Origin of the sequence: Nocardia lasii, assembly GCF_042658545.1 — a bacterium.
GTDB classification, from domain to species: Bacteria; Actinomycetota; Actinomycetes; order Mycobacteriales; family Mycobacteriaceae; genus Nocardia; species Nocardia lasii.
In genome coordinates this window covers 451,783-472,720 of sequence record NZ_JBHSQN010000015.1, presented here as the reverse complement: position 1 = coordinate 472,720, position 20,938 = coordinate 451,783, and the positions used below count along the sequence as shown (strand labels likewise).

Below are 20,938 nucleotides of genomic sequence, written 5' to 3'. Positions count from 1 at the left end.
GCGACTCCCTTCATGGCTATGACAACCATTTTCGACAACGATTATTCCGCACTGTACAGTCGTCGCGAGGTAATTGAAAATCATTGTCGAAAGGGGTATCGGGTGCTGGACCAGTCAGACCGGAGAACGCCCGTGGTGCTGCTGGCCGGCTTCTCCGGACCCGCCATGGGCGGCGTGGAGCACATCGCGGCGACGCTGAGCGCGGACGCGGGCACGGTGATCGTGCACCACGACCTCGCCGAACTGCGCGAAGGCGTGGTGACCCGCACGGTGCGCACGGCGGGCACCGTGACCACCACGGTGTTGGAACTCGCGCACGGCTGCGTGTCGTGCACGCTACGCGCGGATCTGCTGCCGATGCTGTGCACGCTCGCCACCCGCGCCCACATCTCCCGGATCGTGCTCGCGCTCGACCCGGGCATCGAGGCCGAGGCGCTGTGCCACGCGATCGAGAACGTCGAGGTGTGCGGGGTCGCCGACCGCGTGGACGGGCCCGCCGCCCGCTCGGTGCGCGTCGAGGCCGTGCTCACCTGCGTGGACGGGCAGCAGTGGCTCGCCGACGCGAGCGGTGACGAGGTGCTGGCCGACCGCGGGTTGGCCGGGGCCGACGACGAGCGCACGGTCGCGCAGGTGGCCGTGGGTCAGGTCGACTTCGCCGACGCGCTGGTGGTGCTCACCGCCGGGACCGAGATCTTCGAACGGGATCGGCTCGCCGCCGTGCTCGCCCGCCTCGCGCCCGCCGCGCCCGTCGCCTGGCTCGACGGCCTGGCGGGGTTCGACGCCATCGAGATCGGCGCCCTGCTGGCCCGCGTGCCCGCCGACTCCCGACGCGGCCGGATCTTCGACGCGCACGCCCCGCTGCTGCGCGGACAGCCCCCGCTGCGCACCGACTGCGGCGTCACAATCGTCGAATTCGCCGCGCGTCGGCCCTTCCATCCCGCGCGCCTGCACGACGCGTTGGACGTGCTGCTCGACGGCGTGGTCACCGCGCGCGGTCGGGTGTGGTTGGCGACCCAACCGGACCAGGTGGTGTGGCTCGAGTCGGCCGGTGGCGGCCTGCGCGTCGGCAACGCGGGCCGGTGGCTGGCCGCGATGAGCCCGGCCGAACGCGCCGCCACCGACCCCGACCGGCAGGTGATGGCCGCGCTCGGCTGGGACGAGCAGTTCGGCGATCGCGATGTGTCGCTGGTGATCCTGGCCCACGACGCCGATCCCGACGAGATCCGCCACGCCCTGCACTGGGCCCTGGTCGAGGACGACGAGATGTTGCTCGTCGAGCGGGCCCCCGAACGAGTCGCGCTGTGGGAGGACCCCTTCGGCGACTGGCACGAAGAACCCTGCGCCGATCCCACCGAGGCCACGGCCTCGGCGAGTGAGCGCACCGATCCGAGAGGAGAAACGGCATGAAGACAGGCATCCATCCCGACTACCACCCCGTCGTGTTCGAGGACGCGAGTACGGGCAAGCAGTTCCTGACCCGCTCGACCGCGCACAGTGACCGCACCATCGAGTGGAGCGACGGGAACACCTACCCGCTGATGGTGGTCGACGTGACCTCCGATTCGCACCCGTTCTGGACCGGCACCGCCCGCAACCTCGACACCCAGGGTCGCGTCGAGAAGTTCGAACGCAAGTACGGCAAGCGCCCCCGCGCGGGCAAGGAAGGCTGAGTCATGGCGGTCCCCAAGCGCAGGATGTCGCGCTCGAACACCCGCAGCAGGCGTTCGCAGTGGAAAGCGGAAGTGCCCCAGTTGGTTCCGGTGACCGTGGCCGGGGTCGAATACCGGGTGCCGCGCCGCATCGTCGCCGCGGTGCGTCGGGGTCTGATCGATCCGGCGCGGATCTCCTGAGTCGTCTCGTCGGCGCTCGCACGACGGCCTGCCGGGTCACCCGGTGGGCCGTCGCCGCGTGCGGGCCGGAAGTGCCTGTCGTCCAGGGGGGTTGCTCCGGCGGCGTAATGCCTGTTCAGGGCGTTTTACGTGAGCTTCGGCAACTTTTCGGCTAACGGTGTGACGCGTGCCACTTGGCTCGGGGGTGCGGAGTGGCTTGCGGAGTGGTTGCTGGATCTCGAATTACCAACTCGCGGTTTGTTTTTCACCACAATAAAATTCCGGAACTGCTGATGCGGACTCCGGGGCGGGTATGTACTCTCGTGCGTGAGGGCGGGTTCTCCGAGTATGGGGAACCCGCTCATCGCCATTTCAGGGGCGGTTTTTCCGCCGGTGCGCACCCGTCGGGCGGGCATGGTCCAGCGGAACGAAGGTCGGAAACAATCCGACAAACCGGACGTTAGCTGGTTGCGGTCAGCGGGCCGGAACCGGTTGGCGCGCAGCCAGTACCGCGTCGCGCCGATCCGGGGCCACCAGCACCGCGGTGATCGGCACCGTCAGGCCGAGCGCGCCGATCACGAACATCGGGAACACCAGGTCGAACAGCGGCACCCCGGTCGGCGTCTTGATCGCGGGATCGATCGAGAACGACAGGGCCGTGAGCGCGGTGTAGTAGACCCCGGCCACACCGACGGCGAACAGCACCGACACCACCACGCGCAGCGCGATCCGGCGGACCACCTGCGCGGCCCACAGCGTCGCCGTGCACCCCGCCATCGACAGCAGCACCGCCGCGCCGATCAGGCCGAGCGATTCCTCCATCGTGCCCTGCACCGAGATCGCGTCCAGGGTCAGGAAAGTCGACAGGCCGACACTCAAACCCATGGTGAGCCCGCCGATGATCAGCCGCGGCACCTGCAGGGTCCGCCCGCTGATCAGGAACCCGGCCAGCACCCCCACCACCGCGATGGCCAGCGCCGACGCGCCGAGGGCGACGTTGTAGCGCAGGGTCGAGTCGTGCACCCGCAGCGCCAGCAGCGCCACCGAATTGGCCAACCACAGCCCGACCCCGCCGAGCGAGACCGCGGCCATCGTCAACCACACCAGCCGAAATCGCTGCGAGTACTTCGCGTGACGCACACAGGCGAACGACACCAGCGCGCCCACCGCCGACAGATCCACCGCGAGCCAGGCGATCCCGGTGCCGTTGGCGAAGGTGTCGGCACCCGCGGCGGCGAGCAGATCAACCACGCCTGCCCGCCCCCTCGAACTGCTGGGGCTCGAGCTGGGCGATGGCGTATTCGGTCACCGCCGCCAGCGCCTGACGGACCTCGACGGCGTTGCGCGCGTCGATGTCGACGATCGGGATACCCTCGCGCACCGAGAGCGCTTCGCGCAGTTCGGCGATGGGGAAGCGGGGGGCGTTGGGGAAGCGGTTCACCGCGATCAGGAACGGCAGGCCACGCGCCTCGAAGAAGTCGACGGCGGCGAAACTGTCCTCGAGCCTGCGGGTATCGATCAGCACCACCGCGCCGATGGCACCGCGGATCAGGTCGTCCCACATGAACCAGAAGCGCTTCTGGCCGGGCGTGCCGAACAGGTAGAGCACCAGGTTTCCGGGCAGCACGATGCGACCGAAGTCCATGGCCACGGTGGTGGTTTCCTTCTCCGGCGTCTCGGCGAGATCGTCGATGCCGTCGGAGAAGTGGGTCACCATCGCCTCGGTGCGTAGTGGCACGATCTCCGACACCGCACCGACGAAGGTCGTCTTCCCGGCGCCGAAACCACCGGCGACGACGATCTTGGTCGATGCGACCCGCTGTTCCGGGGTCGGCGGTCGCATGCCATCAGAGGCCACGGAGTCCACGCAAAGTCCTCTCCATCAGTGATCGGCGTTCGTCGTAGCTCGCCTGCTCGGTCAGCGTCGAATGCACTCGAAGAATCCCGCCCACTACGAGATCGCCGATCATCACCCGGACCATACCCAGTGGGCGCCCGAGGTATGCGGCTATCTCGACGACAGATAGCCGATGTGTGGCCAGTCGCACGATTTCGATCCGCAGATCGCCTGCGGACCAGTCGTTGTGCGCTGTATAGGAGACCGTTTCGACGACCGCCTCGAGCGGTAGCGCGATCGCGGGCTCGGTGCGGCCCGACGTCAGGGCATAGGGCCTGACCCTGGTCGTTGGCCGGGCATCGGATCCGTAAGGGCTCGACATCTCACCTCAGCCGGCAGAGCGGGCGGTGGCGGTGACCGCCGAGCCCACCCGGTCGACGAGCAGTGCCATCTCGTAGCCGATGCGGCCGATGTCGTGACTCTTGTTGGCCAACACCGCCAGATGCGAGCCGTTGCCCACGCTCATCACCAGCAGGTAGCCACGCTGCATCTCCACGATCGACTGCATCACCTTGCCGCCGTCGAACAGGTGCGCCGCACCCATCGACAGGCTGGCCAGCCCGGCGGTGACCGCGGCCAGCTGCTCGGCGCGATCTGAGGGCAGGTGCGGACTGGTCGCCTGGAGCAGTCCGTCGGCAGAGACGAGCACCGCGTGCGAGACGCCGGGCACGTCTCGGGTGAAGCGGGCGACCAACCAGTTCAGATTCTCGTCTGTGGGGTGCGCGTTGCTCATTCGAGGCCTCCGTCGTTGTACTGGATCTCGGCACGACCGCTGCGGACGCCGCTGAGATGTCGGGTCAAGTTGTTGCGGATCTCCTCGGGATCGCGATCGCCCGCTTCTTCGGCGGGGGTGAGTCCACCGGGCACGAGTTGCGCCCCCGGCTTGCGAATCGGCAGACCACCGCTGGTGCGCGAGGACGTGGGCGGGTGATCCGCCTCGGCCGCCGCCGACCAGCCCGCATCGCCGGGGGAGCTCCACGCGGCACCGTTGCCGCCGTTGTCGGTGGTGGCGGGTTCGACGAGCCACTCCGAGACCATCCGCTGGTAGATCGGGGTCGGCGCCGGTCCCGGCACCGGCTGCAACCGGGTGCTGGTGGTCGGCATCGGATCCTCGTCGACGGGACGCGGTCGAGGTTCGGGTTCCGGTTCGCGACGCGGTTCGGGTTCCGGTTCGCGAGCGGGCCGACCGGCGAGTTCGGCCAGCGCGTTGGCGGGGATGCGCTGGGGCAGGCCGAGGGGGCGCGAGTCGGCGGGTGGCGCGGGCTCGGGGGCGTCGCCGGCCGTGACGGGGAGATCGTCGGTGTCGTGTTCGTGTTCGGCCCACAGTCCGACCGGTTCGTCGTCCTCGACCGGGACGACCGCCACCGGTTCCGTCGGCGGCGCGGGAACGGCGGCCGGAATGCGTTGTGGCAGAACGTAACCGGTGGTCGTGGGCACCGAGTGATCGACGCCGTTGGTACGTACCGGCGGACCGGGCGGGATCGGCGGTCCGACCGGGGCCCCCGGCAGATCGAGACTGGTCAGGGCGACCGGGGTCAGCGGCAGCGGACCCGACCCCATGATCGGATTCGGGCCGGTGATGTCGGCGGGGGTGAGCGCGTACGGGCCGATCCCGGCGGGCACGATCGGCTGCGGGCCGGTCGCGACCAACGGGTTCGGGCCGGTGGCGACCAACGGGTTCGGGCCGGTGGCCGGACCCGAGGACATCGGCGGCATCGGCGCCACCAGCGAGCTGGGCAGATGCACGCTCGCGGTGATGCCGGGCTGCGGGGTCGCGCCGTTGGTGCGGCGCAGGCTCACGGTGATGGTGTGGCGCTTGGCGAGCCTGCCGACCACGAAAAGACCCATCCGGCGCGCGGTCTCGATGGTGACCTCACCACCGGAAGCGAGCCGGTCGTTGGTGGTCTGCAGATCGTCGGCCGACATGCCGAGGCCGCGGTCGGTGATCTCGATCAGATACCCGCTGTCGACCGCGCGGCCCACGATGACCGCCACCGAGGTGCTCGGCGGGGAGTAGCGCAGGGCGTTGTCGATGAGCTCGGCGAGCAGGTGCTCGATATCGACCGCGGACTCACCGGCCACGACACCGTCGGGCACATTCCCGATCTCGACGCGCTGGTAGTCCTCCACCTGCGAGACCGCGCTCCACAGCATGTCCGACAGCGGCACCGGCGGCAGGTGACCGCGCCGCAACACGGTGCCGGCCAGCACGAGCAGGTTGTCGCCGTTGCGGCGCATGCGGGTGGCGAGGTGGTCGAGGCGGAACAGCGTCTGTAGCCGCGCGGGGTTGTCCTCGTCGTGCTCGAGTTCCTCGATGAGCGCGAGCTGCTGCTCGACCAGCGACTGGCTGCGCCGCGACAGCGTCTCGAACATGTTGCCGATCTGCAGGCGAAGGCGGGCCTGATCACCGGCCAGATTCAGGGCCTGCTCGTGGATCTCGTCCACCGCGCGGGCCAGCTGGCCGATCTCGTCGGTGGAGTGCACCCCGACCGGGGTGATCTCCGGGGTCGCGCCGCCGCTGCGCACCACCGCGAGCTCGTCGGGCAGCTTCACGTGCGCGACCTCGAGCGCGTCGCGACGCAGCCTGCGCACCGGCACCACCAGCGTGCGCGCCACGGCCAGCGCCAGCGCCAGCCCGGCCAGCAGCATGCCAAGGACCAGGGTGGTCTCGCGCAGGGCCGCGGTCTGGGCGGTCGCGGTGTTGCTGTCGAGGGTGTGGTCGATGTTGTCGAGCAGCGCGGAGATGGTCGAGGCATAGGTGTCGGCGCTGACCTGCAGGGTGTTGAGCACCGCGGCGTTGGTGGTCGGGTCGCCGTTGTTCTGGCTGAACACGCTGATCCTGGTCTGCACCGCGTCGAGCAGCGCGGCCTGGCTGCCTGCCTGGTCGGGCAGGATCATCGCGTAGGTCTTGATCATGTTGGCTTCGGAGCCGAGCTCGACGAGCATCTTCGCCCGCGCGCTCTGGCTGACGCCCGCCTCGGGCGAGACGACCAGCGTGCGCTCGCGGGTGAGCACCCGGCGCGCCTGGTGCAGCGAGGTCAGCTGCAGGAAGTAGCGCTGCACGACGAAGTCCTCGACCTGGGGGGTCTTCGCCAGCGCGTTGCCGATCCGCTCGCCGATCAGGTCGGACTGTTCGGCGACCATCGTGGGGGACCCGCCGCGCACGGTGTTGCGCAGCGTGGCGCCCGCGACGGTGGCCGCGGTGAGCTCATCGGCGACGCCGGGGTCGATGCTGGCCGAGCGCAGGGCGCTCTGCACCTCGGCGAGGGCCTGGTCGTAGGTGGTCAGCGCGGCGTCGGTCTGCGGGTCGGCGATGGCGCCCCAATTGGCGGTGGCGGCGACGGCGAGTTGTTCGGTCGCGGTGGCGAACTTGACGACGGGACGGATGACGGTTGCCTGCTCGGTAGCGGCGCTGAGCTGCGTCATCGTCTGCAGCTCGTTGTTGATCCGCAGCACGGCGAAGGCGGTAGCGAGCATCACCGGCAGCACCAGCACCACACCGACCTTGCGCGTAACCGACCAGTTGGACAGGCTGAATTGCCAGGAGCGCGATGCAGGTTCCATCCGCGTGCGTTGCCTCTGCTTCCACGTGTGACCCCGGCCCGCGCGGGGAGGTCGCGGAGCGATGCGAGCGCAGAACCAACTGGAGGTCTTCTTTATCGCCAGGAAAGATACCGTGCCGGATGAGTATCGGCAATCCGGTCGAGCGGACGAAAATTCGCCGAATATGCGCTGGCACCACGACGATTGCTCGGAGTTGTCAAGACTGACAACTCGCTCGCCGAGGTCACGACCTTCCGACACCCCGCGCGGGCCTCTCAGTACGTTCTCAGTCGGTCACGGCAAACTACAGCGCATGCGCATTCTGGTAGTCGACGACGATCGCGCGGTGCGAGAATCACTGCGCCGGTCACTGAGCTTCAACGGCTACACCGTCGACCTGGCCGTCGACGGCCTCGACGCCCTCGAGAAAGTGACCGCTGCCAGGCCCGATGCCCTGGTTCTGGATGTGATGATGCCGCGCCTGGACGGCCTGGAAGTGTGCCGTCGGCTGCGCAGCACCGGCGACGATCTGCCGATTCTCGTTTTGACCGCGCGGGATTCGGTCTCCGAACGCGTCGCCGGACTCGACGCGGGCGCCGACGATTATTTGCCCAAACCATTCGCGTTGGAAGAATTGCTGGCGCGTTTACGGGCGTTGCTCCGTCGCCGAACGCCCGATCCCGGTGAAGCGTCGGAGGCGATGGTGTTCGCTGATCTGTCGCTGGATCCGGTCACCCGCGAGGTCTCGCGCGGCGAGCGCGCGATCAGTCTCACGCGCACCGAGTTCTCGTTGCTCGAGATGTTGATGGCCAATCCGCGCCGGGTGCTCACCCGCGGTCGAATCCTCGAAGAGGTCTGGGGCTACGACTTTCCCACCTCCGGCAACGCGCTCGAGGTCTACATCGGCTATTTGCGCCGCAAGACCGAGGCCGACGGCGAGGAACGGTTGATCCACACCGTGCGCGGCGTCGGGTACGTGCTGCGCGAGACCCCTCCGTAGGCGGACATGGCAGCCAAGGAACCGGTGGTCGCAGTCCTCGGGCGACCCCTCGACGCGAGCGAGATGCGACCGCCCATGCCCCTGACCCGATCGGTGTCGCTGCGCTGGCGAGTGACCCTGCTGGCCGCCTCGGTGGTGCTGATCGCGGTGGCACTCACCTCGATCGCGGCCTACGCGATGGTGGCGCGCGCCCTCTACGCCGATGTCGACCGGCAGCTGGAGGCCCGCGCGGCGACGATGATCAACAACAACTTCGAGACCGCCGGATTCCAGTCGATCGTGCTGGCCGGGCTGTTCTCCAACGATGTCGGCGTGGCGCTGATCTACGCGGGCAACAAGCCGTACATGCCGCCCCAGCAGACCATTCCGCCGGTCGGCGCGCAGGAGATGGCCGTTGCCGACGGACGATTGAACTCGTCGCTGCGCACCGTGGGTGACCAGCGGGTACTCGCCGCGCGCACACACAGCGGCGCCACGCTGATCATCTCGCAGAAGCTCTACCGCACCCGCGAGGTGCTCGACCAGCTGGCCTGGCTGCTGTTCGTGGTCGGCGCGTGCGGGGTCGTGCTCGCCGCCGCGGCCGGTACCGCGGTGGGCCGCACCGGCCTTCGCCCGATCGCCCGGCTCACCGCCGCGACCGAGCGCATCGCCCGCACCGACGATCTGACCCCCATCCCGGTCACCGGTGACGACGAATTGGCCAGTCTCACCGAGAGTTTCAACACGATGCTGCGCGCGCTCACCGAATCGCGCGACCGTCAGCGTCGACTCGTCGCCGACGCGGGCCACGAACTGCGCACCCCGCTCACCTCGCTGCGCACCAACATGGAACTGCTCATCGCCTCGAGCCGACCGGGCGCGCCCCGGCTGCCCGACGAGGACATGGCCGAGTTGCGCGCCGACGTGGTGGCCCAGATCGAGGAGCTCTCGACCCTGGTCGGCGACCTGGTCGACCTGGCCCGCGAGGACGCCCCCGAAACCGTCTACGAGCGGGTGGATCTGGGCGAGGTGGCCGAGCGCGCGCTCGAACGTGCGCGCCGCCGACGGGTGGGGATCACCTTCGTCGCCGATCTGCGGCCCTGGTTCGTCTACGGGCACGAGGCGGGGCTGGAACGGGCCGTGCTCAACGTGTTGGACAACGCCGCCAAGTGGAGCCCGCCCGACGCGGTCGTGCGGATCACCATGCGCCCCGCCGGACCCGGCCTGCTCGAGCTGGCCGTCGGCGACGCGGGCCCCGGCATCCCCACCGGGGAACGGGAGTTGGTGTTCGAGCGCTTCTACCGCACCACCGCCTCGCGCTCGATGCCCGGCTCCGGGCTCGGCCTGGCCATCGTCAAGCAGGTGGTGACCAAACACGGCGGCACCATCGTCATCGACACCTCCGATCGCGGCGGCGCGCTGGTGCGGATCGTGCTGCCGGGCGAGGCGCCGACCCTGCTCGACGAGGTCGACCCGTGACCGAGTCTCGGCGAACTGATAGTCCGATCTCAGGTGGCTCTCAGTAGCGGTCACGAAGCTGGTCTGCGAGCGTGAGGAGACACAAGACATGACCGACGATCCCCGAGACCACCGCCCCGACGAGACCGGATCCGACGCCACGGGCCCCTTCGGCCGACCCGCGTCCCCGGGCGACTACCCGGCAGGGCCGACTTCCGGTGCGCCGTATCCGGGTGCGGGTACGGGGGAATTCGGCGGTCACGGACCGTACGACGGCCAGCCTTGGCGAGGGGGCCAGCCTGCGCCTTTCGCCCAGCCCGCCCATGCCGCGCCGGCGCCGGTGCAGCGAAAGCCCTTGCGGCTCGGCCTGATCGCCGGTGCTGCCGCGTTGGCGCTGGTCAGCGGTGGTGTGGGCGGGGTGGTCGGCGCCCTGGTCACTGACTCGGACTCGGTCCAGGTCACCAACGCACTCGAGGCGCCGAAGCCCGAGATCAACAACGTCGCCAACGCCCCGGCCGGCTCCACCCAGGCGGTCGCGCAGCGCGTGCTGCCCAGCGTCGTGATGATCAAGGTCGCAGGCAACCGGGCCTCGGGCGAGGGTTCCGGGGTCGTGTTGTCCACCGACGGACTGATTCTCACCAACAACCACGTCGCCGCAGGCGCGGGCGCCTCGGCGAAGATGGAAGTGGTCTTCAGCGACGGCAGCACCGCCCCCGCCACGATGATCGGCGCCGATCCGGTCTCCGACCTCGCCGTCATCAAGGTCAGCGGCAAATCCGACCTCACCCCGATCGAACTCGGCACCTCCGACGGGCTGGCGGTCGGCCAACCGGTGATCGCGATCGGCTCGCCGCTCGGCCTGGCGGGCACGGTCACCACCGGCATCGTCTCCGCGCTCAACCGCCCGGTCTCCACCAGCGGCGAGGGCGCCCCGAGCCAGGTCAACCCGGTGATCGACGCGATCCAGACCGACGCCGCGATCAACCCGGGCAACTCCGGCGGCGCGCTGGTCGACGGTCAGGGCAAGCTGATCGGCATCAACACCGCCATCGCCAGCCTCGGCGGCGAGGTGGCGGGCGGCACCCAGAGCGGTTCGATCGGGCTCGGTTTCGCGATCCCGGTGGACCAGGCCCGCCGGGTCGCCGACCAACTGATCAAGACCGGCCAGGCCACCTACGCCCAGATCGGCATCAAACTCCGCCCCCAGGACAACGCCGCCCGCGTGCTCGAAGCCACCCCCGACGGTCCCGCTGCCAAGGCGGGTATCCCGACCGGTGCCGTGATCACCCGGCTCGACGACCGACCCATCGATTCCGGCGACGCGCTCATCGCCGCCGTCCGCTCGCACCAGCCAGGAGACACAGTGAAGGTCACTTACACCGACGACCAGGGTCGCGACCCGAAGACCGTCGAGGTCACGCTCACCGCAGCGGCGGCGGAAGGCGGCCGATGATGCGTTCGAACGCAAGCCTGTCGTGCGTAGGCGCTACGGTGATGACCATGGACATCGATGCTCCCGTGGCAGGGCGCGCCCTGGTTGTTGTCGTCGACGATCGGACCGCCCATGGCGGCGTGGATTCGCTCGGCCCGCTCGTCACCGAATTGCTCAACGAGGCCGGGTTCCTCGTCGACGCCTCGGTGACGGTGCAGGCCGAGGAAGTCGAGATCCGCAATGCGCTCAACACCGCGGTGATCGGTGGTGTCGACCTGGTCATCTCGGTCGGCGGCACCGGCATGTCGCCGCGTGACATCACCCCCGAGGCCACCACCCAGGTCCTCGACCGTGAGCTGCCCGGCATCACCGAGGCGCTGCGCGCGTCGGGTCGGGTGGCGGGCTCGCTGGACGCGGGTCTGTCGCGCGGGGTCGCCGGCATCTCCGGCAGCACCCTGGTCGTGAACCTGCCCGGCACCCGCGCCTCGGTGCGCGACGGCATGGCCACGCTCGGCCCGTTGGCGAGCAAGGTGATCGGCGAGCTGTCCGGCGGTCTGGACGAGTGACAACTCCATCCGAGGAGTCGGCCTCGGCGGATGCGCTGCGGCGCAAGGCCGCCGAGGCCGCGCGGCTGGCCCGGATCTTCGGCGATGTGCTGCCCGAGACCACCGGCGACGAGCGTCGCGACGATGCGCGCGGTGCGGAGGTAGACGAATGGTTACGGTCTCAGGTGCCGCCGCACCACGGGTGATCGCGCCGTTATCTACGTAGTTACTCCGTAGTAATCACCCCGTCGATCGCCGTCTTCGGTAGCCTGCGCAATGGCCGACAATTAATCCCCGACCACGCGAAAGCGTGGTCTTTTGTCGTATATGGGTCCGTTCGTACCCGTGGACACCTCTTGTCAAGTGTCACTGACACCGTGTCCTACGACCGTATTAATGCATGTCAAAGCATGTGGCGATGTACTAATGTGTGCCCTGCTTCACAGTGAAATTTACGAACTCTTTCGTTGCTGAATCCCGGTATCGGCGTTTAATGTTCGCCATCGAGCCAACCAACTATCGGCCCCCGCAGTACTCCGACTTCTGTGCGTCGAAACACTCGGAAGAACCCCGGCTCGGGTTCGTCACACCGACCCCGCCGTATCGCCGAAATAACAGTTAGTTACGCAATGGCAACAAAGGGGCGACACACTGAGCGGGGCCTGTGAGGGCCACCTGTCCGATCTCGAAAGTCGAGATCGGCTGTTAGACACCTGATGAGGGGAAGTATGAGCGAGAACCGCACCACCGGTGTGCGCCGCGGCGCCCGTGCCGCGGGCGTCGGCGCTGCCGCGGCCGCCGTGGCCATGGGCCTGCTGTCGACCGGTGCCGCCAACGCCGATACCTTCGTGCCGTTGCCGGACGGCCAGAAGGTCAGCCCGAGTGGCACCGTCACCATCACCCGCACCGCGGAATCCGCGCTGATTTCGCCGTCGCTGTCCGCCAATGGCGCGGGTCGCGTCGTCTGGGTCTCGGGCTCCGCCATCGCCGAGGTCACCGAGACCCCCGAGGGCGAGGTCGGCCCCTGGAACGGCCCGACCGGCCGTCCCGGCTCGAACAACTCGTCGACGCACGGCGCCTCCCAGCTGAACACCGGCTACATCGTCGGTTGCCAGGTGAGCATCGCCGATGACGCGATCACCGCCGGTGGCGGCGTCGGTGTCAGCACCGACGGTGTCTCCGCGAGCGGCTCGATCGGCCTGAGCCTCGGCCCCGGCGAAGTGAAGTTCGTGCAGATCAGCTCGAAGGACATCCTGAAGGCCGGCACGTACGCGATCGATTACCAGGACGCGGAAATCGAGATCCAGGGCTGCGCCGGCTACGCGCAGGCCCGTGCGTACACCGTCGTCGAGATCATCGGCGACAACTACTCGAAGACCACCCTGTACGGCGCGCCGTTCAGCATCGGCTGACGTCTTTCGATCCGGCACGAATCTTCTTCTCGCTGCGGCGAACTCACTCCTCGAGGGACAAATCCTATGATCAACCGTAAGTTCATGGCGAAGGTGGCGGGCGTCAGCGCTGCGGCCACCGTGGCCGTCGGCCTGTTCTCCACGGGCGCGGCCAATGCCGATACCTTCGTTGCGCTGCCGGGCGGGCACATCACCAAGGTGCTCTCCGACGGCACCGTCGTCGACATCTCCCTGGTGGGGGAGTCGGCCCTGATCAGCCCGTCCATGGGCGCCACCCCGGTGCACCGCAACTCGTGGGTCTCCGGTAGCGCTCAGGTCACCGTTTCCGACGGCGGCTCCGGCAAGATCTACCCGGGCTACACCGTTGGCTGCCAGGTCAACATCTCCGGTGGCTCCGTCTCCGGCGACGGCTCGGGCTCTGTCGATCCCGAGGGCGCCGGCTCCGGCGGCGTCGGCGCGGGCGGCGAGCTCTCGCTCGGCCCCGGCCAGTCGAGCTCGTTCTACATTCTCGACAAGGAATTCGCCGACGACTACGGCTCCGAGGCCCATGGCAAGTCGAACAAGTTCTCCGATGGCTCCGGCTCGGTGACTTGGGCCGACACCACCATCGGTCTGTCGGGCTGCGCCGGTTACGCGCAGGCGCGTGCCTTCGTGTCCGTCGAGGTCGAGACCGACAACGTGATCTCCTGGGTCACCCTGTGGGGCCAGCCGTTCAGCCTCGGCTGATCTGTTCGCACCCGAACTCGAAACGGGCCGGTCGCTTTCGCGACCGGCCCGTTTTGTTGTTTGTTCAAGGTGCGAGACTGGACATTACGAGACCGCATCATTAAGTTATCGCTTGCTTCACCATTTCTCGGTGACCATCAGCTTCTCGATCCACCTCCCGGCAGAGCGCCATTCGCCCTGTTGCCAGCGGTGCATGTCCTCGGGGCACACCCCAGCTGGGTCCGGGCGCGGCACAGATATCGACCTCGACGGTCGAGGTCGAATTTGCGTACACCTCGAGGGGAACAATGAGCGAGAACCGCACCATCCGCGTGCGCCGCGGCGCCGTGAGCGCCGGCGCCGCAGTGGCCGTCTCGATCGGGCTGCTGTCGGCCGGTGCAGCCAACGCGGACACCTTCGTACCGTTGCCGGACGGCCAGAAGGCCGGTCCCGGAGTCACTCTGAGTCGGACCGGCGAGCACGCCGTCATCTCACCGTCGCTGGCTGCCAATGGCGCCGGTCGCGTCGTGTGGGTATCGGGCAACGCGCGCGCCGATGTGCAGGTCACGCCGGAAGGCGAGGTCGGGCCCTACAACGGCCCGTCGGGTCGTCCCGGCTCCAACAATTCCTCGACGCACGGCGCGTCGAATCTGAACACGGGCTACATCGTCGGTTGCCAGGTGAGCATCGGCGACGACGCGATCGGCGCCGGCGTCTCCGGCGGCGTATCCACCGACGGATTGAGCGCGGGCGGTTCGATCGGTCTGAACCTCGGACCGGGCGAGGTGGCCTTCGTCCAGATCAGCGCGAAGGACATTCTGAAGCCGGGTGTCTACTCGATCGACTACCAGGACGCGGAGATCCAGATCCAGGGCTGTGCGGGCTACGCGCAGGCGCGGGCGTACACGGTGGTCGAGATCATCGGTGACCACTACTCGAAGACCACGCTGTACGGGATGCCGTTCAGCATCGGCTGATCGCACGGCCGAACCGAAACTCCCACCCGTTCCATCGAATTCACCATCGAGGGGTCAACTGTGCTGATCAACCGTCAGAGCATGGTGCGCGCGGCCGGTCTCGGCGCCGCCGCCACCATGGCGTTGGGCTTGTTCTCCACGGGTGCGGCGTCGGCCGACACCTTCGTTCCGCTGCCGGGCGGGCACATCACCAAGGTGCTCTCCGACGGCACCGTCGTCGACATCAGCCTGGTGGGCGAGTCGGCCAACATCAACCCGTCGCTGGGATCGACTCCCGCGCACCGCAATGCGTGGGTGTCGGGCAGCGCGCAGGTGACGGTGTCCGGCGGCGGGGACGGCAAGATCTTCCCCGGCTACACCGTCGGCTGCCAGGTCAATATCGCCGGCGGCGGCGTCAACGGCGAGGCGGAGGGCACGCAGGGCTGGGCTGACAACCAGGGGAATCCGGGGGCCACCACCGGTGGCGTGTCCACCGGTGGTGAACTCACCCTCGGTCCCGGCCAGGCCCGGTCCTTCTACGTCCTCGACCTCGAGATGGCCGACGACTACGGCAGCGAAACCCACAAGACCCGCAACGCCTTCACCGGCGGTTCGGGTTCGGTGACCTGGGCCGACGAGACCATCGGCCTGTCCGGCTGCGGCGGTTACGCCCAGGCCCGCTCGTTCGTGAGCGTCGAGGTGGAAACCGACAATGTGATCAGCTGGGTGACGCTGTGGGGTGCACCGTTCAGTCTGGGCTGATCACGCAATTCGCTTCCTGATCGAATTATGCGACACCGCAGGGAAATCGGAGCTCGCTCAACCGAGTGAGCTCCGATTTCCGTGTAGCAGTGACTCTTTCAGGGATTGTGCTGACCGTCGGCGCGACCGCGCTGTTCGGCGAGCAGATCCCGGATCTGGAGCAACAATTCGTTGTCGGTGAGTTTCTCCGTACCCGGTGAGTACCGCTTACGCGCCATCGTGGCGGGCGCCACCAGGACGAAGTACAGAATCGCGGCGATGAGGATGAAGTTGATGACGGCGGTGATGATCGGGCCGATCTCGATGAACGTGGCCGGTTTGTCCGCGACGAGCTGGAAACCCAGACCCAGATCGTTGGAACCGCCGAATACCGCGAGCACCGGATTGATGACGCCGTCGCTGAACGCGGTGACGATCGCGACGAAGGCGGTGCCGATGACGACCGCGACGGCCAGGTCCACCACATTGCCGCGGAGCAGAAAATCCTTGAAGCCTTTGAGCATTGCCGATGTCTCCTTCGTGCGAGCGGTGACGCGAAACGATCGAGCGTGGTTTCTGATGCTAACCACGACGGTGGCAAATCGCGCGCAAACGACGCCCCGACCGGCCGGGGGATTCCGTCAGTGGAAGACGACGGTCAGCGCCGTGCGTAGCGAGGCACCCGCCACCGCCGTGGCGTATTCGGTGTCGAGCGCGACCAGGACCACCCGTTCGGCGCCGCGCCGATCGCCGGTCGCGGTGACGAGCACGACGGCCGCGTCGGTGGCCAGGGTCCGCGCGGGTCTGCTCGCTCCCGGCCCGCCCGCGTCCTCGACCCCGATCACATCGACGCGATCACCGGCCCGCAACACCTCAGCCACCGCGGCATCGGCCAACCGGATCGGCACGATCCGCGCGTCCGCGCTTCCGGCGGCGGCCGCGGCCAACCGCGGGCCGACCACGCGCAGATCGGTGAAGGTCTCCCCGGCGCGCATGGCGCCGGTCAGCGTCGCGCCGAGCAGGGGAGTGGTCTCGGCTACCGAACCCGTTGGCAGCGAACGGGATTCGTGCTGATCGATGCGGAGGTCCGCGGCGGTGAGCAAGCGGCCGGGCGAGAGATCACGCGCCGCCACGACCACCGCGACCCGCGCCCCACCGGGATCGCCACGCACGAACAACACCACCGCGGCGACGGCGAGCGCGGCGGCGGCGATGCGCCGCAGCAGCAGGGCATCGGCCCACGACGGTCGGTTACCGAGAGCGAAGCGCCAGGAACTACCACGTCCCAGATCGGCGAGACTGCGAGTCATAGCGAAAGCGTAGAACCGCGCGCCGTCGCGACACCGTCGAAAACAGCCCCCTGTGGATAACTCGGGGCCTGTGGATAACTGGGAAAAAGTCAGCTGGCGGCGGCCGGAGTGGAGCTGGTGCTCGCGCTCGACGACGAACTTCCGTTGCTGCCGGATCCGTTGCTGCTGCTGCTGCTGGAGCTCGACTCCGAGGAGGTCTTGGCGGGCTCGCTCGCGGTGGACGCGCCACCACGGCTGTCGGTGCGGTAGAAGCCACTGCCCTTGAACACGATGCCGACCGAGTTGAACAGCTTGCGCAGCTTGCCCGCGCACTGCGGGCATTCGGTCAGCGTGTCGTCGGAGAAGGACTGCACGATGTCGAAGCGGTTGTCACACTCGGTGCACGCGTACGAATAAGTTGGCACAGGATCCTCCGCAGGTCTCTCGTCGATCTAGCACTCTACCGCCGACACTGCCAACGTCGCGAATCGCCGTTTCATTCCGGCGAAACGGGGAGGTCGCGGCCCAACGGTGTCAGTCCGCCGCTCGGGGTGAGCGCCCAACCCATTCGCCGATCGTGCGGTTCCTCGGGAAGCCGGTCGACCAGTTCATTATCCCGCACCACGGCGATGAGGCGGACCCCCGCGCGCGCCGCTCCCAGCGTCCGGTCGTAATAGCCCGCGCCACGCCCGAGTCGCACGCCACGCCGATCCACCGCGAGCGCGGGCACCAGGATCGTGGTCGAGCTCGCCACGACCTCGGGCGGCAGTGTCTCGGTGGCCGGTTCGAGCAGCCCGTAGCGGGCCTTGCGCAGCGAATCGGCACCGTCGTAGCGCGCCCAACTCAGCGGTCCGGGCTCGCCGGTCACCGGCAGCAACACCGTGGCGCCGCGCCCGCGCACCGCGTCGAGCATGCGCAGATCGCCGGGTTCGCCACGCACCGGAACATAGGCGCACACCACCTCGTCGGTACCGGTGAGCTGGGCCGTCGCACCGGCCAGCGCCGCCGCCTCCACCGCGTGCTCGGCGGGGTCGAGTTGCGCTCGGGTAGCCCCGATCTCGCGCCGCCATGCATATTTGGTGCGCTCACCGGGCATATCCACAGCGACCACCATAGTCTGCACTCCGAGCGCGACGATCCGATGTCGGTCGCGCGCGGGCGCGGGGCGGTCGCGGCAACGCCTAAGCTCTTGCCGACGCCGGATCGTCGCGCGGACGATCGGACGGCACTGGAATGGATAGGGTATGCGCATGACAGACAAGACTTCCGGTTTCCGCACTGCGGTGGTTCCCGCGGCCGGTCTCGGAACGCGGTTTCTGCCTGCGACCAAGACGGTGCCCAAGGAATTGCTGCCGGTGGTCGACACCCCCGGCATCGAGTTGGTCGCCGCCGAGGCCGCCGAGTCCGGCGCCGACCGGCTGGTCATCGTGACCTCGCCCGGCAAGGACGGCGTGGTCGCGCACTTCGTCGAGGACCTCGTGCTCGAGAGCACCCTCGCCGAGCGCGGCAAGTTCGCGCTGCTCGAGAAGGTGCGCAAGGCGCCCGGCCTGCTGGACGTGACCTCGGTCGTGCAGGAGGAGCCGCTCGGCCTCGGCCACGCGGTCGCCCAGGCCGAAGCCGTCCTCGACGACGACGAGCTCGCCATCGCGGTGCTGCTGCCCGACGATCTGGTGCTGCCGTGCGGCGTGCTCGAGACGATGAGCCGGGTGCGTCGCGAGCGTGGCGGCAGCGTGCTGTGCGCCATCGACGTGCCCAAGTCGCAGGTCAGTTCCTACGGCGTGTTCGATGTCGCCGATCTCGACGACGGCGCCGAAGCCGACGTGCTGCGGGTCAAGGGCATGGTCGAGAAGCCCGAACTCGCCGACGCGCCCTCCACCCTGGCCGCCGCCGGCCGCTACCTGCTCGACCGGGCGATCTTCGACGCGCTGCGCCGGATCGAACCGGGCGCGGGCGGGGAACTGCAGCTCACCGACGCCATCGCGCTGCTGATCGCCGAGGGGCATCCGGTGCACGTGGTGGTCCATCGAGGGTCGCGCCATGACTTGGGCAATCCGGGCGGTTATCTTCGAGCTGCTGTGGATTTCGCCCTCGAGCGGGAGGAATACGGCCCGCAACTGCGCGAGTGGCTGAACTTCCGGCTCAGTCCGCAGTGGGATCCGCAGTCGCCCGTCGCCTAAACGCGGCCGTTTCACCGCCGCCATAGATTCAGGAGCTCGATGCGCTCGGTTGAGGATCAGCTGATCAAGGTCACCGCGGCCGCGGTCGCACCCAGGCCGGTCCGGGTCGCGATCTCGGAGGCGCAGGGTTTGCTGTGCGCCGAGGATGTCATCTCCGAACGGCCGCTGCCCGGCTTCGATCAGGCGGCCATCGACGGGTACGCGGTGCGCAGCGTCGACGTCTCCGCCGCGGGCGTGGACGTGCGCGACGAGGAGGGCGAGCTGATCGACCTCACCCTGCCGGTGGTCGGCGAGGTGGTGGCCGGTTCGCGCCAGCCCATCCGCCTGCAGCCGCGCCAGACCGTGCGCGTCGACACCGGCGCCCCGCTGCCCACCCTGGCCGACGCCGTCCTGCCGCTGGAGTTCACCGACGGCGGCCGGGCCAGGATCAAGGTCTTCGAGCCCGTCCGCTCGGGCGACTACGTGCGCCGCGTCGGCGACGACGTGCAGCCCGGCGACGTGGCCGTGCGCGCGGGCACCATCATCGGCGCCGCCCAGGTCGGCCTGCTGGCCGCCGTGGGCCAGGACAAGGTGCTGGTGCACCCGCGTCCGCGCCTGTCGGTGATCTCCATCGGCGGCGAACTGATCGACATCGACCGCACGCCCGGCCCCGGCCAGGTCTACGACGTGAACTCCTATGCCCTGGCGGCGGCCGCGCGCGACGCGGGCGCCGATGTGAACCGGGTCGGCATCGTCAGCGCCGACCCGCGCCGACTGCGCGACGTGGTCGAAGGGCAGTTGGTGCGCTCGGAGGTCGTGGTGATCGCCGGCGCGGTCGGCGGCTGGGCCTCCGATCAGGTCCGTGAGGCGCTCGACGGCCTCGGTGAACTCGAGGTCGAGCGGGTGGCGATGCATCCGGGCTCGGTGCAGGGTTTCGGGCGGCTCGGCCGCGACGAGGTCCCCACCTTCCTGCTGCCGTCGAACCCGGTGAGCGCGCTGGTGGTGTTCGAGGTGATGGTGCGCCCGCTGATCCGCATCGCGCTCGGCCGCCGCCAGCCGATGCGACGAATCGTCAACGCGCGCACCATCACTCCCATCGCCTCGATGCCGGGCCGCAAGGGCTACCTGCGCGCGCAACTGCTGCGCGACGAGGCCACCGGCGACTACCTGGTGCAGCCGCTCGGCAACGGCAGCGGCGGTTCCTCGCACCTGCTGGCGACGCTGGCCGAGGCGAACAGCCTGATCGTGGTGGAACCCGACGAGACCGATTTCCGCACCGGTGACGAAGTGCAAGTCGCGTTCCTGGCGCAGCGCGGCTGAACAATGGAGTCCATGAACGTCTTCCGGGCCGGACAGCATCCCGGCTGGCCCGCCCGGCTCGGCCCGGTGCTGGTGGCCGGTGGCGCGGTGACCTTGCGCCCCGTGCGTTTTCGCGATGCCGCGGCTTGGAGCCGCATCCGGCTGCGCGACCGCGACCACCTCGAGCCGTGGGAACCGACCGGACGGGGGAGCTGGGAGGCGCGCAATCACGCGTCGAACTGGCCCTCGCTGTGGACGAGCCTGAAGGCCGAGGCCCGGCGCGGGGCGATGATCCCGCTGGTCATCGAGGTCGACGGGCAGTTCAGCGGCCAGTTGACCATCGGCAACATCGTGCGCGGCGCGCTGCGGTCGGGCTGGATCGGCTACTGGGTGGCCAAGGATCTGGGCGGACGCGGAGTGGCCACCGCCGCGCTGGCGCTGGGTCTGGACCACTGTTTCGGTCCGGTCGGTCTGCACCGCGTCGAGGCGACGGTGCGGCCGGAAAACCTTGCCAGCCAGGCGGTTCTGCGCAATGTCGGCTTCCGCGAGGAGGGCATGCTGCGCCGCTACCTCGATGTCGACGGTGCGTGGCGTGATCATCTGCTCGTGGGCTTGACAGTCGAAGAGGTGCTCGGCACCGTGGTGGACCGCCTGGTCAAGGAGGGTCGGGCGGCGCTGCCGTGAAAATTCTGTTACT

General features: G+C 68.8%; 24 protein-coding genes. 15 read left to right on the top strand and 9 right to left on the bottom strand.

Annotation, left to right across the window (positions count from 1 at the left end; all coding sequences use genetic code 11):
- Positions 1-102: 102 nt before the first annotated feature.
- The 3 genes from mrf to rpmF are packed head-to-tail and all read left to right on the top strand — an operon-like array spanning position 103 to position 1,850.
- Positions 103-1,407 (top strand): ribosome hibernation factor-recruiting GTPase MRF, encoded by a 1,305-nt coding sequence (mrf, locus tag ACFP3H_RS24345; RefSeq protein ID WP_378609428.1) that lies wholly within the window; start codon positions 103-105, stop codon positions 1,405-1,407.
- On the top strand, positions 1,404-1,670 hold the full coding sequence (locus ACFP3H_RS24340) for a type B 50S ribosomal protein L31 (protein ID WP_378609426.1): 267 nt from the start codon (positions 1,404-1,406) through the stop codon (positions 1,668-1,670). Before mrf ends, ACFP3H_RS24340 begins: the two co-directional genes overlap by 4 nt.
- Positions 1,671-1,673: 3 nt before the next feature.
- The gene (rpmF, locus tag ACFP3H_RS24335) at positions 1,674-1,850 is read left to right on the top strand and encodes a 50S ribosomal protein L32 (protein WP_378609425.1); all 177 of its coding nucleotides are present in this window, start codon (positions 1,674-1,676) and stop codon (positions 1,848-1,850) included.
- Positions 1,851-2,303: 453 nt separating this feature from the next.
- Here rpmF and ACFP3H_RS24330 read toward each other — a convergent pair whose 3' ends face one another.
- From ACFP3H_RS24330 to ACFP3H_RS24310, 5 genes are read right to left on the bottom strand one after another with little or no spacing between them, the layout of a single operon-like run.
- Positions 2,304-3,080 (bottom strand): MHYT domain-containing protein, encoded by a 777-nt coding sequence (locus ACFP3H_RS24330; RefSeq protein ID WP_378609423.1) that lies wholly within the window; start codon positions 3,078-3,080, stop codon positions 2,304-2,306.
- Entirely contained in the window at positions 3,073-3,672 is a 600-nt protein-coding gene (locus ACFP3H_RS24325; protein WP_378609422.1) for a GTP-binding protein, read from the bottom strand. Before ACFP3H_RS24325 ends, ACFP3H_RS24330 begins: the two co-directional genes overlap by 8 nt.
- Positions 3,673-3,676: 4 nt before the next feature.
- Entirely contained in the window at positions 3,677-4,048 is a 372-nt protein-coding gene (locus tag ACFP3H_RS24320) for a DUF742 domain-containing protein (protein ID WP_378609420.1), read from the bottom strand.
- A 6-nt stretch (positions 4,049-4,054) separates the two neighbouring features.
- Entirely contained in the window at positions 4,055-4,459 is a 405-nt protein-coding gene (locus ACFP3H_RS24315; RefSeq protein ID WP_019049250.1) for a roadblock/LC7 domain-containing protein, read from the bottom strand.
- Complete coding sequence (locus tag ACFP3H_RS24310) at positions 4,456-7,290, bottom strand: sensor histidine kinase (protein WP_378609419.1); 2,835 nt, start codon at positions 7,288-7,290, stop codon at positions 4,456-4,458. Before ACFP3H_RS24310 ends, ACFP3H_RS24315 begins: the two co-directional genes overlap by 4 nt.
- A gap of 292 nt (positions 7,291-7,582) precedes the next feature.
- Between ACFP3H_RS24310 and ACFP3H_RS24305 the strand changes: the two genes are divergently transcribed.
- The 9 genes from ACFP3H_RS24305 to ACFP3H_RS24265 all read left to right on the top strand — a co-directional run bounded on the left by ACFP3H_RS24305 (position 7,583) and on the right by ACFP3H_RS24265 (position 15,518).
- Positions 7,583-8,269: a response regulator transcription factor gene (locus ACFP3H_RS24305; RefSeq protein ID WP_358071318.1), complete on the top strand. Its 687-nt coding sequence runs from the start codon at positions 7,583-7,585 to the stop codon at positions 8,267-8,269.
- Between the two features lie 6 nt (positions 8,270-8,275).
- On the top strand, positions 8,276-9,727 hold the full coding sequence (locus ACFP3H_RS24300; RefSeq protein WP_378609417.1) for a sensor histidine kinase: 1,452 nt from the start codon (positions 8,276-8,278) through the stop codon (positions 9,725-9,727).
- Positions 9,728-9,815: 88 nt separating this feature from the next.
- Positions 9,816-11,159, top strand: coding sequence for a S1C family serine protease (locus tag ACFP3H_RS24295; protein ID WP_378609415.1), 1,344 nt, complete (start codon positions 9,816-9,818; stop codon positions 11,157-11,159).
- Positions 11,159-11,704 (top strand): MogA/MoaB family molybdenum cofactor biosynthesis protein, encoded by a 546-nt coding sequence (locus tag ACFP3H_RS24290; protein WP_378609414.1) that lies wholly within the window; start codon positions 11,159-11,161, stop codon positions 11,702-11,704. Before ACFP3H_RS24295 ends, ACFP3H_RS24290 begins: the two co-directional genes overlap by 1 nt.
- Positions 11,701-11,889, top strand: a complete 189-nt coding sequence (locus ACFP3H_RS24285; RefSeq protein ID WP_378609412.1) for a hypothetical protein — start codon at positions 11,701-11,703, stop codon at positions 11,887-11,889. Before ACFP3H_RS24290 ends, ACFP3H_RS24285 begins: the two co-directional genes overlap by 4 nt.
- 522 nt (positions 11,890-12,411) lie before the next feature.
- Positions 12,412-13,095 (top strand): MspA family porin, encoded by a 684-nt coding sequence (locus ACFP3H_RS24280; RefSeq protein WP_378609411.1) that lies wholly within the window; start codon positions 12,412-12,414, stop codon positions 13,093-13,095.
- A 66-nt stretch (positions 13,096-13,161) separates the two neighbouring features.
- Complete coding sequence (locus ACFP3H_RS24275) at positions 13,162-13,821, top strand: MspA family porin (RefSeq protein ID WP_378609409.1); 660 nt, start codon at positions 13,162-13,164, stop codon at positions 13,819-13,821.
- A gap of 287 nt (positions 13,822-14,108) precedes the next feature.
- Complete coding sequence (locus tag ACFP3H_RS24270) at positions 14,109-14,777, top strand: MspA family porin (protein WP_378609408.1); 669 nt, start codon at positions 14,109-14,111, stop codon at positions 14,775-14,777.
- Positions 14,778-14,840: 63 nt separating this feature from the next.
- The gene (locus ACFP3H_RS24265) at positions 14,841-15,518 is read left to right on the top strand and encodes an MspA family porin (RefSeq protein WP_378609589.1); all 678 of its coding nucleotides are present in this window, start codon (positions 14,841-14,843) and stop codon (positions 15,516-15,518) included.
- 98 nt (positions 15,519-15,616) lie between these two features.
- Here ACFP3H_RS24265 and mscL read toward each other — a convergent pair whose 3' ends face one another.
- The 4 genes from mscL to ACFP3H_RS24245 all read right to left on the bottom strand — a co-directional run bounded on the left by mscL (position 15,617) and on the right by ACFP3H_RS24245 (position 17,882).
- Positions 15,617-16,021, bottom strand: a complete 405-nt coding sequence (mscL, locus tag ACFP3H_RS24260) for a large conductance mechanosensitive channel protein MscL (protein WP_378609406.1) — start codon at positions 16,019-16,021, stop codon at positions 15,617-15,619.
- A 117-nt stretch (positions 16,022-16,138) separates the two neighbouring features.
- Positions 16,139-16,807, bottom strand: a complete 669-nt coding sequence (locus ACFP3H_RS24255) for an SAF domain-containing protein (RefSeq protein ID WP_378609405.1) — start codon at positions 16,805-16,807, stop codon at positions 16,139-16,141.
- 89 nt (positions 16,808-16,896) lie between these two features.
- On the bottom strand, positions 16,897-17,211 hold the full coding sequence (locus tag ACFP3H_RS24250) for an FmdB family zinc ribbon protein (RefSeq protein WP_378609403.1): 315 nt from the start codon (positions 17,209-17,211) through the stop codon (positions 16,897-16,899).
- A gap of 71 nt (positions 17,212-17,282) precedes the next feature.
- Positions 17,283-17,882, bottom strand: a complete 600-nt coding sequence (locus ACFP3H_RS24245; protein WP_378609587.1) for a 5-formyltetrahydrofolate cyclo-ligase — start codon at positions 17,880-17,882, stop codon at positions 17,283-17,285.
- Between the two features lie 154 nt (positions 17,883-18,036).
- Here ACFP3H_RS24245 and ACFP3H_RS24240 point away from each other — a divergent pair, with 154 nt between their 5' ends.
- From ACFP3H_RS24240 to ACFP3H_RS24230, 3 genes are read left to right on the top strand one after another with little or no spacing between them, the layout of a single operon-like run.
- A complete protein-coding gene (locus tag ACFP3H_RS24240) occupies positions 18,037-18,963 on the top strand; it encodes a UTP--glucose-1-phosphate uridylyltransferase (RefSeq protein WP_378609402.1) in 927 nt (308 codons plus the stop codon).
- Positions 18,964-19,002: 39 nt separating this feature from the next.
- Positions 19,003-20,262 (top strand): molybdotransferase-like divisome protein Glp, encoded by a 1,260-nt coding sequence (gene glp, locus ACFP3H_RS24235; RefSeq protein ID WP_378609400.1) that lies wholly within the window; start codon positions 19,003-19,005, stop codon positions 20,260-20,262.
- A gap of 12 nt (positions 20,263-20,274) precedes the next feature.
- A complete protein-coding gene (locus ACFP3H_RS24230) occupies positions 20,275-20,925 on the top strand; it encodes a GNAT family N-acetyltransferase (RefSeq protein ID WP_378609399.1) in 651 nt (216 codons plus the stop codon).
- Positions 20,926-20,938: the final 13 nt, after the last annotated feature.

Bases quoted from the DNA above. Each gene is read 5' to 3' on its own strand.
- ACFP3H_RS24340 (WP_378609426.1), top strand. From the start codon at position 1,404: ATGAAGACAGGCATCCATCCCGACTACCACCCCGTCGTGTTCGAGGAC.
- rpmF (WP_378609425.1), top strand. From the start codon at position 1,674: ATGGCGGTCCCCAAGCGCAGGATGTCGCGCTCGAACACCCGCAGCAGG.
- ACFP3H_RS24325 (WP_378609422.1), bottom strand. From the start codon at position 3,672: ATGCGACCGCCGACCCCGGAACAGCGGGTCGCATCGACCAAGATCGTC.
- ACFP3H_RS24320 (WP_378609420.1), bottom strand. From the start codon at position 4,048: ATGTCGAGCCCTTACGGATCCGATGCCCGGCCAACGACCAGGGTCAGG.
- ACFP3H_RS24315 (WP_019049250.1), bottom strand. From the start codon at position 4,459: ATGAGCAACGCGCACCCCACAGACGAGAATCTGAACTGGTTGGTCGCC.
- ACFP3H_RS24310 (WP_378609419.1), bottom strand. From the start codon at position 7,290: ATGGAACCTGCATCGCGCTCCTGGCAATTCAGCCTGTCCAACTGGTCG.
- ACFP3H_RS24305 (WP_358071318.1), top strand. From the start codon at position 7,583: ATGCGCATTCTGGTAGTCGACGACGATCGCGCGGTGCGAGAATCACTG.
- ACFP3H_RS24300 (WP_378609417.1), top strand. From the start codon at position 8,276: ATGGCAGCCAAGGAACCGGTGGTCGCAGTCCTCGGGCGACCCCTCGAC.
- ACFP3H_RS24295 (WP_378609415.1), top strand. From the start codon at position 9,816: ATGACCGACGATCCCCGAGACCACCGCCCCGACGAGACCGGATCCGAC.
- ACFP3H_RS24290 (WP_378609414.1), top strand. From the start codon at position 11,159: ATGCGTTCGAACGCAAGCCTGTCGTGCGTAGGCGCTACGGTGATGACC.
- ACFP3H_RS24280 (WP_378609411.1), top strand. From the start codon at position 12,412: ATGAGCGAGAACCGCACCACCGGTGTGCGCCGCGGCGCCCGTGCCGCG.
- ACFP3H_RS24275 (WP_378609409.1), top strand. From the start codon at position 13,162: ATGATCAACCGTAAGTTCATGGCGAAGGTGGCGGGCGTCAGCGCTGCG.
- ACFP3H_RS24270 (WP_378609408.1), top strand. From the start codon at position 14,109: ATGAGCGAGAACCGCACCATCCGCGTGCGCCGCGGCGCCGTGAGCGCC.
- mscL (WP_378609406.1), bottom strand. From the start codon at position 16,021: ATGCTCAAAGGCTTCAAGGATTTTCTGCTCCGCGGCAATGTGGTGGAC.
- ACFP3H_RS24255 (WP_378609405.1), bottom strand. From the start codon at position 16,807: ATGACTCGCAGTCTCGCCGATCTGGGACGTGGTAGTTCCTGGCGCTTC.
- ACFP3H_RS24245 (WP_378609587.1), bottom strand. From the start codon at position 17,882: ATGCCCGGTGAGCGCACCAAATATGCATGGCGGCGCGAGATCGGGGCT.
- ACFP3H_RS24240 (WP_378609402.1), top strand. From the start codon at position 18,037: ATGACAGACAAGACTTCCGGTTTCCGCACTGCGGTGGTTCCCGCGGCC.
- glp (WP_378609400.1), top strand. From the start codon at position 19,003: ATGCGCTCGGTTGAGGATCAGCTGATCAAGGTCACCGCGGCCGCGGTC.
- ACFP3H_RS24230 (WP_378609399.1), top strand. From the start codon at position 20,275: ATGAACGTCTTCCGGGCCGGACAGCATCCCGGCTGGCCCGCCCGGCTC.